At 70.9% G+C, this 13,627-nt stretch carries 14 protein-coding genes; all 14 read left to right on the forward strand.

Annotated features, from left to right (window positions below; translation table 11 throughout):
* Position 1 precedes the first annotated feature (1 nt).
* The 14 genes from pafA (at position 2) to ACIRGB_RS25275 (ending at position 13,608) form a co-directional block, all read left to right on the forward strand.
* The gene (pafA, locus tag ACIRGB_RS25210) at positions 2-1,363 is read left to right on the forward strand and encodes a Pup--protein ligase (protein ID WP_003977186.1); all 1,362 of its coding nucleotides are present in this window, start codon (positions 2-4) and stop codon (positions 1,361-1,363) included.
* Positions 1,364-1,527: 164 nt separating this feature from the next.
* Entirely contained in the window at positions 1,528-2,535 is a 1,008-nt protein-coding gene (locus ACIRGB_RS25215) for an FKBP-type peptidyl-prolyl cis-trans isomerase (RefSeq protein WP_403869265.1), read from the forward strand.
* Between the two features lie 60 nt (positions 2,536-2,595).
* Positions 2,596-2,967 carry an FKBP-type peptidyl-prolyl cis-trans isomerase gene (locus tag ACIRGB_RS25220; protein WP_064727030.1) on the forward strand — a complete coding sequence of 124 codons (372 nt, stop codon included), beginning with the start codon at positions 2,596-2,598 and terminating at the stop codon, positions 2,965-2,967.
* A 137-nt stretch (positions 2,968-3,104) separates the two neighbouring features.
* Positions 3,105-4,058 (forward strand): helix-turn-helix transcriptional regulator, encoded by a 954-nt coding sequence (locus tag ACIRGB_RS25225; RefSeq protein WP_403869268.1) that lies wholly within the window; start codon positions 3,105-3,107, stop codon positions 4,056-4,058.
* 18 nt (positions 4,059-4,076) lie between these two features.
* Positions 4,077-5,165: a helix-turn-helix transcriptional regulator gene (locus ACIRGB_RS25230; RefSeq protein WP_403869271.1), complete on the forward strand. Its 1,089-nt coding sequence runs from the start codon at positions 4,077-4,079 to the stop codon at positions 5,163-5,165.
* Between the two features lie 68 nt (positions 5,166-5,233).
* The gene (locus ACIRGB_RS25235) at positions 5,234-5,494 is read left to right on the forward strand and encodes a hypothetical protein (protein ID WP_059299655.1); all 261 of its coding nucleotides are present in this window, start codon (positions 5,234-5,236) and stop codon (positions 5,492-5,494) included.
* 10 nt (positions 5,495-5,504) lie between these two features.
* Positions 5,505-5,699: a hypothetical protein gene (locus ACIRGB_RS25240; RefSeq protein WP_403869274.1), complete on the forward strand. Its 195-nt coding sequence runs from the start codon at positions 5,505-5,507 to the stop codon at positions 5,697-5,699.
* Between the two features lie 279 nt (positions 5,700-5,978).
* Positions 5,979-6,266: a Sec-independent protein translocase subunit TatA gene (gene tatA / locus ACIRGB_RS25245; protein ID WP_403869277.1), complete on the forward strand. Its 288-nt coding sequence runs from the start codon at positions 5,979-5,981 to the stop codon at positions 6,264-6,266.
* A 47-nt stretch (positions 6,267-6,313) separates the two neighbouring features.
* Positions 6,314-7,264, forward strand: coding sequence for a twin-arginine translocase subunit TatC (gene tatC / locus ACIRGB_RS25250; RefSeq protein ID WP_403869280.1), 951 nt, complete (start codon positions 6,314-6,316; stop codon positions 7,262-7,264).
* A 67-nt stretch (positions 7,265-7,331) separates the two neighbouring features.
* A complete protein-coding gene (locus tag ACIRGB_RS25255; protein ID WP_403869283.1) occupies positions 7,332-10,184 on the forward strand; it encodes a DEAD/DEAH box helicase in 2,853 nt (950 codons plus the stop codon).
* A gap of 365 nt (positions 10,185-10,549) precedes the next feature.
* Positions 10,550-12,172 (forward strand): sensor histidine kinase, encoded by a 1,623-nt coding sequence (locus ACIRGB_RS25260; protein ID WP_403869286.1) that lies wholly within the window; start codon positions 10,550-10,552, stop codon positions 12,170-12,172.
* 26 nt (positions 12,173-12,198) lie between these two features.
* The gene (locus ACIRGB_RS25265; RefSeq protein ID WP_167308645.1) at positions 12,199-12,576 is read left to right on the forward strand and encodes a roadblock/LC7 domain-containing protein; all 378 of its coding nucleotides are present in this window, start codon (positions 12,199-12,201) and stop codon (positions 12,574-12,576) included.
* Entirely contained in the window at positions 12,573-13,007 is a 435-nt protein-coding gene (locus ACIRGB_RS25270) for a DUF742 domain-containing protein (protein ID WP_403869289.1), read from the forward strand. The genes ACIRGB_RS25265 and ACIRGB_RS25270 overlap by 4 nt, the downstream gene beginning before the upstream one ends.
* Positions 12,988-13,608 carry a GTP-binding protein gene (locus tag ACIRGB_RS25275; RefSeq protein ID WP_403869291.1) on the forward strand — a complete coding sequence of 207 codons (621 nt, stop codon included), beginning with the start codon at positions 12,988-12,990 and terminating at the stop codon, positions 13,606-13,608. The genes ACIRGB_RS25270 and ACIRGB_RS25275 overlap by 20 nt, the downstream gene beginning before the upstream one ends.
* Positions 13,609-13,627 lie beyond the last annotated feature (19 nt).

Genomic DNA, 13,627 nt, shown 5'->3' on the forward strand with positions numbered 1-13,627 from the left:
CATGGACCGCCGCATTTTCGGGCTGGAGAACGAGTACGGCGTCACGTGCACGTTCAGGGGACAGCGCCGCCTGTCGCCTGACGAGGTGGCGCGGTACCTCTTCCGCCGTGTCGTGTCATGGGGCCGCAGCAGCAATGTCTTTCTGCGCAACGGTGCCCGCCTTTATCTCGACGTGGGATCGCATCCGGAGTACGCGACACCCGAATGTGACAACGTGACCGAGCTCGTCACCCACGACAAGGCGGGCGAGCGCATTCTCGAAGGACTCCTGGTGGACGCCGAACGACGCCTGCACGAGGAGGGAATCGCGGGCGACGTCTACCTCTTCAAGAACAACACCGACTCCGCCGGCAACTCCTACGGCTGCCACGAGAATTACCTCGTGGCCCGGCACGGGGAGTTCTCGCGGCTCGCGGACATCCTGATTCCGTTCCTGGTGACGCGGCAGTTGCTGTGCGGTGCGGGCAAGGTGCTCCAGACGCCGCGCGGTGCCGTGTACTGCGTCAGTCAGCGTGCCGAGCACATCTGGGAGGGCGTCTCCTCGGCGACGACCCGGTCCCGGCCCATCATCAACACGCGCGACGAGCCGCACGCCGACGCCGAGCGCTACCGGCGTCTGCACGTCATCGTGGGCGACTCGAACATGTCCGAGACGACCATGCTGCTCAAGGTCGGCGCCACCGACCTGGTGCTGCGCATGATCGAGGCGGGCACGGTGATGCGGGACCTGACCCTGGAGAACCCGATCCGGGCGATCCGCGAGGTCAGCCACGACATCACCGGGCGCCGCAAGGTGCGGCTGGCCAGCGGCCGGGAGGCGTCGGCGCTGGAGGTGCAGCGGGAGTACTACGAGAAGGCGGTGGACTTCTGCGAGCGCCGCGGGATCCGCACGGGCACCGTGGAGCGGGTGCTGGAGCTGTGGGGCCGCACGCTGGACGCGATCGAGGCCGAGGACCTCGACCGCATCGGCACCGAGATCGACTGGGTCATGAAGTACAAGCTGCTGGAGCGGTACCGGGCCAAGCACAACATGACCATGTCGCACCCGCGGGTCGCGCAGATAGACCTCGCCTACCACGACATCCACCGGCGTCGTGGTCTGTACTACCTGCTCGAGAAGAAGGGCCAGGCCGCCCGGGTCGCCAACGACTTGAAGATCTTCGAGGGCAAGTCCGTTCCGCCGCAGACCACTCGGGCCCGGCTGCGCGGCGACTTCATCCGGCGGGCCCAGGAGCAGCGCCGGGACTTCACCGTCGACTGGGTGCATCTCAAGCTCAACGACCAGGCGCAGCGCACCGTGTTGTGCAAGGACCCGTTCCGGTCGGTGGACGACCGGGTGGAGAAGCTGATCGCCGGGATGTGATCCGGGCGGCATGAGGCCGGACGGGTGAGAGAAGCGTCTCCGCGTGAAAGCGCGGAACGCCACACGGGCACCGTACGTTAGCCGTGCGGTGCCCTTCTCACGCCGTAGAGTTGCGCGCACGCCAGCCAACAGGACCGACCCGATATCGATACGAGGCCCCCACCGTGCGCCGACGTTCACTCCTCATCGCCGTCCCCGCGGGACTGGTCACGCTCGCCGCCTGCGGTGACGGTGACGACTCCGGCTCATCGAGCAACGCGAGCGACAGCGCGTCGCCCGACGCGTCGGCCTCGTCGGCCGCACCGCCGCCGAAGATCGTCGACGGTCCGCTGCCGGCCATCACGGCGGGGACGAAGTTCGACGAGAAGCCGACCGTCGCCAAGGGCAGTGGCGAGCCCTCCAAGGATCTCGCGGTCAAGACGGTCATCGCGGGCGGCGGCAAGGCCGTCGCGGAGAGCGACTTCATCTCGGCGAACTACCTCGGTCAGGTCTGGCAGAGCGCGAAGGTCTTCGACAACTCCTACGACCGCAAGACCCCCCTGGTCATCCAGCTCGCCCAGGGCAGCATCATCGACGGCTGGCGGTACGCGCTCACCGGCAAGAAGACCGGCAGCCGCGTCCAGTTCGCGGTCCCGCCGACCTGGGGGTACGGGAAGCAGGGCAACGAGCAGGCGGGTATCAAGGGCGACGACACGCTGGTGTTCGTGGTGGACGTCCAGGACACCTTCAACGCCAGGAGCAGCGCCGACGGCAAGAAGGCCGGGCAGGGCGACGCCGCCCTGCCGAAGGTCGGCACCAACACGGACGGCAAGGCGCCCTCCATCGAGGTGCCGAAGACCGACCCGCCGAAGAAGCTCGTCGCCGAGTACGTCCTGGAGGGCGACGGCGCCGAGGTCGGGGCGCAGGACAGTGTGCTGGTGCAGTACGAGGGCGTGCTGTGGGACGGCGGCAAGGAGTTCGACTCCACGTACGCCAGGAAACAGCTGACGTCGTTCTCGCTCCAGCAGGTCGTCAAGGGGTGGGCGCAGGGCCTGACGGGCAAGAAGGTCGGCAGCCGCGTCCTCATCGTCATCCCGCCGGAGCTGGGGTACGGCGACAGCCCGCCGGAGGGCAGCGGCATCGAGAAGGACTCCACGCTGGTCTTCTCCGTGGACATCCTCGCGAAGATGTGACGCCTCGAAGATGTAAGACTTGGGCCGTTGCCTTTCCGCAGACAAGCAGGAGCTGAACACGTGAGCATCGACAAGCCCGAGGTCGACTTCCCGGGCGGCGAGCCCCCGGCGGACCTCGAGATCAAGGACATCTGGGAGGGCGACGGCCCGGTTGCCGAGGCCGGTCAGACCGTGACCGTCCACTACGTGGGCGTGACCTTCAGCACGGGTGAGGAGTTCGACGCCAGCTGGAACCGCGGTACGCCGTTCCGTTTCCCGCTCGGTGGCGGCCGCGTCATCGCGGGCTGGGACCAGGGCGTGCAGGGCATGAAGGTCGGCGGCCGCCGCCAGCTGACCATCCCGGCGCACCTCGCGTACGGCGACCAGAGCCCGACCCCGGCGATCCCGCCCGGCTCGACGCTGATCTTCGTGGTCGATCTGCTCGGAGTCTGATCGACGGACGAGCGGCCGGCGATCGGAGCCGGTCACCTGGGGTCCATGCCTGTCCGGGCATGGGCCCTCGGCTTTTGCCGCGCCACCGCGGGGCGGTACGGTCATCCGTCGTAAGCACCATAGGGAGAAGGGCGTCGATGGCCATTGCCAAGGCCGAGCGGCTGATGAACCTGGCGCTGTGTCTGCTCGGGACGCGGCGGCCACTCAGCAAGCGTGAGCTGCGCGAGTCGGTCGAGGCCTATCTCGAGGCGGGCTCCGACGACTCCTTCAACCGCATGTTCGAGCGCGACAAGGACGACCTGCGCGAGCTCGGGCTGGTCATCGAGACCGTGGAGGGCCTGGACGGCGAGATCGGCTACCTGGCCCGACGGGACAGCAACCGGCTGCCGCCCATCACCCTGGACGCCGAGGAGGCCGCCGCCCTCGGGCTGGCCGCGAAGGTGTGGCAGCAGGCCCGGCTGGCCGGTGCCGCGAGCGGCGCGTTGCAGAAGCTGCGGGCGGCTGGCCTGCCCGAGGACGTCGACCCGTACGAGGCGCACAGCGCGCTGGAGCCCCGCATCCCGGTGCACGAGGCGGCCTTCGAGCCGCTGATGCTGGCCTGCCGCGACCGCCGCCCGGTCGTCTTCGACTACCGCAAGGCGAATGCCGCCCAGCCCGAGCCCCGGCACGTGGAGCCGTGGGCGCTGGAGTGCTGGCGCGGCCACTGGTACCTGGCGGGTTTCGACCGCGACCGGGGTGCCGAGCGGGTGTTCCGGCTGTCGCGGATCACGGGGAAGGTGCGCTCGCGCGGAGCGCGCTTCACCGCGCCGGTGCCCGACGTCGTCACCGTCCGGGAGACGGTGGCGAGCTGGGCGGGGGAGAGCGCCGACCGTTCCGCGCGGATCCGGCTGCGCACGGGCGCGGGGTACCCCCTTCGGGCGAAGGCCACGGGGGTGCGGGAACTCGGTGACGGCTGGGACGAGTTGGAGATTCCGTACGGGCACGGCCTGGACGCCTGGCTGGTGGAGTTCGGACCGGACGTGGTGGTGCTGGAGCCCGCCGAGCTGCGTGCGGACGTGGTGGACCGGCTGCGTGCCGTGGCCAAGGGCTGAGGGGGAGCGGACAACACAGTGGCAGGCAAACCGGTCAGGCCCGTGAACGCCATCGACCAGACCCGACGGATGCTGTCCCTGGTGACGTATCTGCGTGAGCGCCCCGGGGCCCGGGTCGAGGACGTGGCGCGCGCCTTCGGCATCACCGAGGACGAGCTGGTCTCCGACCTCGACGTGCTCCCGATGTGCGGGACCAGCTTCCGGGGCGGCGATCTGCTGGACATCGACACCGACGGCGAGCGCATCTGGTGGCACAACCCGGCCGCTCTCGGCGCGGACGCCGCGGAGCCGCTGCGGCTGGCCGCCGACGAGGCCACCGCGCTGCTCGTCGCGGCCCGGGCGGTGGCGACCCTGCCGGGGCTGCGCGAGAGCGACCGGCAGGCGCTGCTGCGGGCGACCGCGAAGGTGGAGACCTCGGCCGGCGATGCCGCCGGTGCCAGCTCGCGCCTGTCCGTCACCTTCGAGTCCGAGGGCGGTGTCTTCGCCGACGTCGACCGGGCCATCTCGGAGCGCCGCCGGCTGTGGATCCGCTACTACTCGCCGGCCCGTGACGAGGTCACCGAGCGCGAGATCGACCCCATCCGCCTGGTCAGCGTCGGGCACACGTACGTGGAGGCGTGGTGCCGCCGCTCCGAGGCGCGGCGCACCTTCCGGCTCGACCGGGTCGCCGAGATCCGCATCCTGGACGAGCCCTCCGCGCCGCCGGAGGTGGAGCTGCGGGACCTGTCGGAGGGGCTGGTGCAGCCCGCCGCGGAGGACCCCGAGGTCGTCGTGGAGGTCGGCCCGGGCGGCCGCTGGGTCGCCGAGTACTACCCGCACGACAGCGCGGACGAACTTCCCGACGGCGGTCTGCGGATCACTCTGCGCACCCCCGACCCCGCCTCCCTGCGGCGGCTGGCGCTGCGGCTCGGCCGCGACGGCCGGATCGTCTCCCCGTCCGCGCTCGCCGACAGCGCCCGGCAGGCCGCCCGCGAGGCGCTGGCCGCGTACGACGGGATCGAGGCGGCCGGGGCGCCGGGCGGGGCCGGGGCGGTCGCCGGGGCCGGGGCGCGTCAGGGCGCCGGGGTGGCCGAGGGGCAGCACGACAGGCAGGAGCGAGCACTGTGAGCGACCCCCTGGGACCGTCGGGTCCGGCAGGGCCGTCCGGGCCGTCCGGGCCGTCGTCCGGGCCGGGCATGACGGCGGCGACCGCGTTCGCCGGCATGAGACGCGTGTCACCGGTCGTGTTCAAGGCGGGCTGCCCGGACTGCCGGGGCCGTTTCGAACTCGCCGCGAGCGCCCTGCGCCTGGCCATCGGCGCCACGAGCCGTACCACCTTCTACTCGTTCACCTGCCCCGAATGCGGGTCGGCCGTGCGCAAGCCGGCGGGGGAGCGGGTCGTGGAGCTGCTCACCGGCGGCGGGGTCAGGACCCTGCGGCTGCACTCGACGGTCTAGTCTCGACCTCATGTTCTGGCCGATGTTCGCGGTTGCCGTGGGTTTCCTGGGTCTTGCCGTCCTCGCGGTGTTCGCCGTGCAGGTGTTCGTGGAGGCGCAGCGCCTCGGCCGGCAGGTGACGGACTCCGCCCGCCGGATCAGCCGGGCCGCGGAGGACCTGGAGCGCGCGTCCGAGAGCGCCGCCCGTGCCGTGGACGCCTTGTGAACACCCCGGACGGGGCCGCGACGTGGCGCCGGTGACCCGACGGGCCGGTGTGAGTTACGTTTTGGGACACTTCGCCCTGTCACCTCACCGGCCCCGGGCGGTACGCTGCTGGTCGCGGCCAGGAAAACGAGGCCCGGTCGCGGACGGGAGTACGCACGGGGATTGCCTCACGTTCACCCCTGAGCGTTACGATCGCTGCACAAGACGATCGATCGGACGCATGTCCGGCCGGTCGGACAGCACCCCCACCCAGCCGCCTCGGTGAGAAGGTAAAGACTTATGTTCGGAAGGCTCGGCGCCCCCGAGATCATTCTCATCCTCGTCGTCATCATCCTGCTGTTCGGCGCGAAGAAGCTTCCGGACATGGCGCGGTCGCTCGGCAAGTCGGCGCGCATCCTCAAGAGCGAGGCCAAGGCCATGAAGAGCGAGGCCAAGTCCGACGAGGCCGCCCCCGCCGACCCGCCCCACCCCGAGCAGTCCGCGGCGCAGCGCACCATCCAGGCCGCCCCCGGTGACGTGACCAGTTCCCGGCCGGTCACCGAGCCGACGGACACGACCAAGCGCTGACGCAGGGCCGGTGACCTCCGGCCCGCCGCACGAGATGGGAACGTGGGTTGCTGAAGTCTGCCCGCAGCAAGGAGAAGGATCCCGAGGGGCGGATGCCGCTCGCGGAGCACCTTCGTGAGCTCCGCAACCGGCTCGCGAAGGCGCTGCTGGCCATCGTCGTCGTCACCGTGGCCGCCGCCTTCTTCTATCAGGAGATCATCAACCTCCTCACCGAGCCGATCCTCGAGTCGATCGGCTGTGAGAAGTCGTTCGCGGAGCTGGCCCGCTCGACGGCCGGCTCGGAGCCGTGCGCGCAGATCACCATCAACGGTCTGCTCGGCCCCTTCACCCTGGCGCTGAAGGTGTCCCTGACCGCCGGTGTCGTGCTGGCCTCGCCGGTCTGGCTCTACCAGCTGTGGGCGTTCGTCGCCCCGGGCCTGCACCGGAACGAGAAGAAGTACGCCTACGCCTTCGTCGCCACCGGCGCCCCGCTGTTCCTCATCGGCGCCTACTTCGCCTACGCGGTGCTGCCCACCTCCGCGGAGGTGCTGATCGAGTTCACGCCGAGCGACGTCGACAACCTGCTGCCGCTGGACGAGCTGCTCGATCTCGTCACACGCATGGTGCTCGTCTTCGGTCTCTCCTTCGAGCTGCCCCTGCTGCTGGTGATGCTCAACTTCACCGGCGTGCTGACCGGCAGGCGGATGCTCGGCTGGTGGCGCGCGATGATCATGGGGATCACCCTGTTCGCGGCCATCGCCACGCCCAGCACGGACCCGCTGACCATGATCATGCTGGCCGGGCCGATCTGGGTCCTGTACTTCGCCGCGGTCGTCGTCTCCCTGCTGAACGACCGCCGCAGGGCCCGCCGCGAGGCCCTGGAGCCCGACGTCGACGAGGCGTCCGACCTGGACCTCACTCCCGAGGACATCGGCGAGGTCGAGCCCGTGACCACCGCCCGTGTCCTGCCCGAGCAGGCCACGAAGGACCGGGTCAACGGCTACGACGACGTGACCTGAGGACCGCCGGGGCGGTGAGGCCGGGTGCCGCCGCCCCCACGGAACCCCCACACGGCCGATCCCGATAATGATCGTCCGGTTGTCAGTGCGGGCCGGTACGCTCGAAAGCACGATGACAGAGGATCTCTCCCCGGCCGAGCGGTACGCGGCAGCCCGTCAGCGCGCTGCCGAGCAGGCCACCGCGCTCGCCTCCTTCCGCGAGATGTACGACTTCGGCCTCGACCCCTTCCAGATCGAGGCCTGTCAGGCGCTCGAGGCCGGCAAGGGCGTGCTGGTGGCCGCGCCCACCGGCTCCGGCAAGACGATCGTCGGCGAGTTCGCCGTCCACCTCGCCCTCCAGCAGGGCCGCAAGTGCTTCTACACGACGCCCATCAAGGCCCTGTCGAACCAGAAGTACGCCGACCTGTGCCGCCGCTACGGCACTGACAGGGTGGGCCTGCTCACCGGCGACAACAGCGTGAACTCCGAGGCCCCGGTGGTCGTGATGACCACCGAGGTCCTGCGGAACATGCTGTACGCGGGCTCGCAGACCCTCCTCGGCCTCGGTCACGTGGTGATGGACGAGGTGCACTACCTCTCCGACCGGTTCCGCGGCGCCGTCTGGGAGGAAGTGATCATCCACCTCCCCGAGTCCGTGACCCTGGTGTCACTCTCGGCGACCGTGTCGAACGCGGAGGAGTTCGGCGACTGGCTCGACACCGTGCGCGGCGACACCCAGGTGATCGTCTCCGAGCACCGGCCCGTGCCGCTGTTCCAGCACGTGCTGGCCGGACGCCGGATGTACGACCTGTTCGAGGAGGCGGAGGGCCACAAGAAGGCCGTCAATCCCGACCTCACGCGCATGGCGCGCCTGGAGGCCAGCCGCCCGTCCTACCAGGACCGCAGGCGCGGCCGTGCCATGAAGGAGGCCGACCGGGAGCGGGAGCGCAGACAGCGCTCGCGGGTGTGGACGCCCAGCCGGCCCGAGGTCATCGAGCGGCTGGACTCCGAGGGGCTGCTGCCCGCGATCACCTTCATCTTCAGCCGGGCCGGCTGCGAGGCCGCCGTCCAGCAGTGCCTGTACGCGGGCCTCCGGCTCAACGACGAGGGCGCCCGGGAGCGGGTGCGGGCCCTCGTCGAGGAGCGCACCGCCTCCATCCCCCGCGAGGACCTGCACGTCCTGGGCTACTACGAGTGGCTGGAGGGACTGGAGCGCGGCATCGCCGCCCACCACGCGGGGATGCTGCCCACCTTCAAGGAGGTCGTCGAGGAGCTGTTCGTCCGCGGGCTCGTGAAGGCCGTCTTCGCCACCGAGACCCTCGCCCTCGGCATCAACATGCCCGCCCGCTCGGTCGTCCTCGAGAAGCTCGTCAAGTGGAACGGCGAGCAGCACGCCGACATCACCCCCGGCGAGTTCACCCAGCTCACCGGCCGGGCCGGCCGGCGCGGCATCGATGTCGAGGGCCACGCCGTGGTGCTGTGGCAGCGCGGCATGAACCCCGAGCACCTCGCGGGACTGGCCGGCACCCGCACGTACCCGCTGCGCTCCAGCTTCAAGCCGTCGTACAACATGGCGGTCAACCTGGTCGAGCAGTTCGGCCGGCACCGCTCGCGGGAGCTGCTGGAGACGTCCTTCGCGCAGTTCCAGGCGGACAAGTCGGTCGTCGGCATCTCCCGCCAGGTGCAGCGCAACGAGGAGGGCCTGGAGGGCTACAGGGCCTCCATGACCTGCCACCTCGGCGACTTCGACGAGTACGCCCGGCTGCGCCGCGAGCTGAAGGACCGCGAGCAGGAGCTGGCCCGGCAGGGCGCCCACCAGCGGCGTGCGGAAGCCGCCGTGGCGCTGGAGAAGCTGAAGCCGGGCGACGTCATCCACGTGCCCGCGGGCAAGTACGCGGGCCTGGCCCTGGTCCTCGACCCGGGGCTGCCCGCCGGGCGGTCCAACGGCCACCGCGGCTTCGACCACCACGACGGGCCCCGCCCGCTGGTGCTGACGGCCGAGCGGCAGGTCAAGCGGCTGGCGTCGATCGACTTCCCGGTGCCGGTCGAGGCGCTGGACCGGATGCGCATCCCCAAGTCCTTCAACGCGCGCTCGCCGCAGTCCCGCCGCGACCTGGCCTCCGCGCTGCGCACCAAGGCCGGGCACATCCCGCCGGAGCGGGCCCGCAAGAAGCGTTCCCAGGCCGCCGACGACCGGGAGATCGCCCGGCTGCGCAAGGCGATCCGCGCCCACCCCTGCCACGGCTGCGACGACCGGGAGGACCACGCCCGCTGGGCCGAGCGCTACCACCGGCTGCTGCGCGACACCTCGCAGCTGGAGCGCAGGATCGAGGGCCGGACGAACACCATCGCCCGCACCTTCGACCGGATCGTCGCCCTGCTGACCGAGCTGGACTACCTGCGCGGCGACGAGGTCACCGAGCACGGCAAGCGCCTGGCCCGGCTCTACGGTGAGCTGGACCTGCTCGCCAGCGAGTGCCTGCGCGAAGGCGTGTGGGAGGGGCTGTCCCCGGCCGAGCTGGCCGCCTGCGTCTCGGCGCTGGTCTTCGAGTCCCGGGTCGCCGACGACGCGATGGCGCCGAAGGTGCCCTCGGGCAGGGCGAAGGCCGCGCTCGGCGAGACGGTCCGCATCTGGGGCCGCCTCGACGCCCTGGAGGAGGACTTCCGGATCAGCCAGACCGAGGGGGTCGGCCAGCGCGAGCCCGACCTCGGCTTCGCCTGGGCGGCGTACATGTGGGCCTCCGGCAAGGGCCTCGACGAGGTGCTGCGCGAGGTGGAGATGCCGGCCGGCGACTTCGTGCGCTGGTGCAAGCAGGTCATCGACGTCCTCGGCCAGATCTCGGCCGCCGCGCCCGGCGACGGCTCCACCGTCCCGAAGAACGCGCGCAAGGCGGTCGAGGAACTGCTGCGCGGGGTGGTCGCCTACTCGTCCGTGGGCTGACCCCCACCCCACCCCAGCACGGCCCGGCGGGAACCCCGCCGGGCCTTCGCGCGTTCCAAGGCCCCGGTATCTCGTTCCCTCATCACGGTGAGTGATTTTCGAGCACCCTTGGGGTGCTACTCCACGTGTTCGAATGACTCCCCGGCGTGCAAATGGGCCCGACCATACTCCAGTCCCCGCGCCCGTTTCAGGTGCTTGCCGAATATGACACGGCGATGATCCCCCCGGACTAAGCTCGCCCGCAGCGCACCGAGTTGAGGTGTATTCGCGCGCTTGTTCCCAATGCGCCGAAGATCCCGACAACTCCCAGACGTACCCCGCCGCAAGCTTTCCCATCCCCGCCGATTCGTTTTCAGAGGGCCTACATGGTGAGTGTTGATTCCCCTCCAGGTCGCCGTGAACTTCCCTACGCGCGAACCCTGTTGCTGCCGGCCATACTGATGGCCGCGGCCACCGGGGCCGCCGTCGCCCTCGTGACGGAACCGGCCCGGCTCGCCGTCGGCCTGTGCGGTGCCGTCGCCACCGTCCTGGTGATCGCCGCGGGCGCCGAAGCGGTGCGCCGCGGCCGCGCGCTGCGGGCCCTGCGCGCCGAGCACGCCCGTCACACCGCGTATCTGGAACACCGGGCCGCCGGCCACCACGAGGAGATGGTCCGCCTCGGCGCCGAGGTCATCCCGAACGTCCTGCGGTACATGCGCCGGGGCGCCACGCCCCGCGAGATGATGAACCGCCTGGCCGAGGTGGACCCCACCTACGCCGAACTCGGCGAGCCCCAGCGCAAGCTGGTCCGCATGGTCTGCGAGATCGTCGACCACGAGGACGCGATGCGCGAGTCCGCCGAGCGCTCCTTCGTCGACATCGCCCGCCGTGTCCAGGCGATCGTCCACCAGCAGCAGAAGGAACTGCGCGAGATGGAGGAGGACCACGGACGCAACCCCGAGGTCTTCGACGACCTCCTGCGCATCGACCACGGCACCTCGCTGATCGGCCGCCTCGCCGACTCCATCTCCGTGATCGGCGGCGGCCGGCCCGGTCGCCAGTGGCCCGAGCCGGTCGCCCTGTACAGCGTGCTGCGCGGCGCCATGTCCCGGATCCTGGAGTACCGACGGATCAACCTGGCCTCCATCGCCAAGGTCAACATCAAGGGCACCGCCGTCGAACCGGTCATCCACGCCGCGGCCGAACTCCTCGACAACGCCACCCGCTACTCGCCGCCCGCGGCCAAGGTGCACGTCACCGCGACCGAGGTGCAGAGCGGTGTGTGCATCGAGATCGAGGACGCCGGCGTCAGCCTCAGCGAGGAGTCCCGCGCCCGCATCGAGGGCCTGCTGGAACAGGCCAAGCGCGGCACCGACGTGCAGGACCTCGCCCACCACCCGCGCCTGGGCCTGTCCGTGGTCGGCCGGCTGTGCACCCAGTTCGGCATGGACGTCTCGCTGCGCGCCTCCGCGTACGGCGGCGTCCGCGCCATCCTCATCGTGCCCAGCAAGATGATGACCACCGAGCCCGGTGTCGGCCTCGCCCACGGCATCGGCGCCACCTCGATCCCCACGCCCGGACCCGACGCCCTGCCCGGACCGGAGCGCAAGCCCAAGAAGCGCCGCCCCACCAGCCCCCGGATCCCCGCCAACGTCTCCCTGGAGGACGACGTCCCCGAGGTGACCGAGTGGACGGCGGGCGGACTCCCGCAGCGCCGCAGCCGGGTCAAGATGCCGCTCAGCCAGCGCCTGGCCGAGCAGGCGGCATGGGAGCGGGAGGACGCCGAACGCGAGGCCCGCCAGGCCGCCGAGCGCGCCCGCAACGGCATCCCGGCGCCCGCCGAGCCGGAGCCCGCGGAGAAGGACCAGGGCGGCCTCCCGCCGGGCCACTTCATCGGCGCCTTCTGGGAGGGGCTCAAGCAGCACTCGGGCAGCACCCAGGCCCACCAGCAGTCCAGCAGCAGCGAGCCGGCCCACGCCCCGGCAGACGACGAGGGGAACCTCAAGTGATCGAGCAGCAAGGCAAGTTCGACTGGATGCTCCGGGACCTCTACGACGGCGTCCCGGGCATCGAGATGATCGTGGTGCTCTCCGCCGACGGCCTGCGCATCGCCCGCTACTCCGGGGACCCGGACGCCGCCGACCGGGTCGCCGCCGCCTGCGCCGGTCTGCAGAGCCTGGCCAGCGCCGTCAGCCAGGAGATCCCCACCAGCGACGGCGACATGAAGATGGTGCTCATCGAGATGAACGGAGGCTACTTCTACCTGATGGCCGCCGGACCCAACGCCTATCTCGCGGTGCTCTCCGACGTCCGCTGCGAGCCCGGCCGGATGGGCCTGAGCATGGCCGACCTGGTCGCCCGGATCGGCCCCCATCTGACCAGTCCCGCACGGCGCAACGGGCAGACCGTATGACTCCTCCCAGGCGCCAGAGGCGATCCCCCGGGCCGGACCGGCCCGCCGCGCCGGCCCCTTCAGCCGCGCCGGCCTCTCCCGGCACGCCCGCCAAGGAGGGAGAGCTCCGCAACCCCGAGCGGCTCTTCGTCATCGGCGGTGAGGGCGGCGGCGAACGCGCCGACATCGACCTCGTCACCCTGATCGTGGCCCGCGCCGACCCCCCGGTGTCCGCCACACCGGAACAGGCCGCCCTGCTGCGGCTGTGCGCCGCGCCCCTGTCCGTGGCGGAGCTGTCGGCCTACCTGAGCCTGCCGTTCAGTGTGGTGACCGTGCTGCTCACCGACCTGCTGGCGGCGGAACTGGTGCAGGCCCGCGCCCCGATCGTCCGCCAGAAGGTCGCCGACCGAAACCTCCTCGAAGCGGTGATGCATGGACTTCAAAAGCTCTGACACGATCCCGGGCCCACGGACCGAGGACCGGCTGCCACACACGGCCGAGGCCGCCGTGAAGATCGTCATCGTGGGCGGCTTCGGGGTCGGCAAGACCACCATGGTCGGCTCGGTCAGCGAGATCAGACCGCTGACCACCGAGGAGACGATGACGCAGGCCGGCATCGGCGTCGACGACAACTACGGCTCCCCCTCCAAGACCGCCACCACCGTCGCCATGGACTTCGGCCGCATCAGCATCACCGAGGAACTGGTGCTGTACCTCTTCGGCACGCCCGGCCAGGAGCGCTTCTGGTTCCTGTGGAACGGCCTGTTCGAGGGTGCCCTCGGCGCCGTCGTCCTGGTCGACACCCGCCGCCTGGAGGTCAGCTTCGACGTGATGGGACGCCTGGAGGAGCGCGGCGTGCCCTTCGTCGTCGCCGTCAACTCCTTCCCCGACGCGCCCCGTTACCCCGTCGCGGAACTGCGCACCGCGCTCGACCTGCCCGAGGAGATCCCCATCCTCGACTGCGACGTGCGGCGCCGGGCCTCCAGCCGGGACGTCCTGATGACCCTGATGCGCTTCCTGCACGCCCTGGCCATGAAGGGCGCGCTCACCTGAACCGCGCGCCCACCCAACA

The sequence above is a fragment of the Streptomyces sp. NPDC102490 genome (genome assembly GCF_044765285.1).
In the GTDB taxonomy this organism is placed as follows: domain Bacteria; phylum Actinomycetota; class Actinomycetes; order Streptomycetales; family Streptomycetaceae; genus Streptomyces.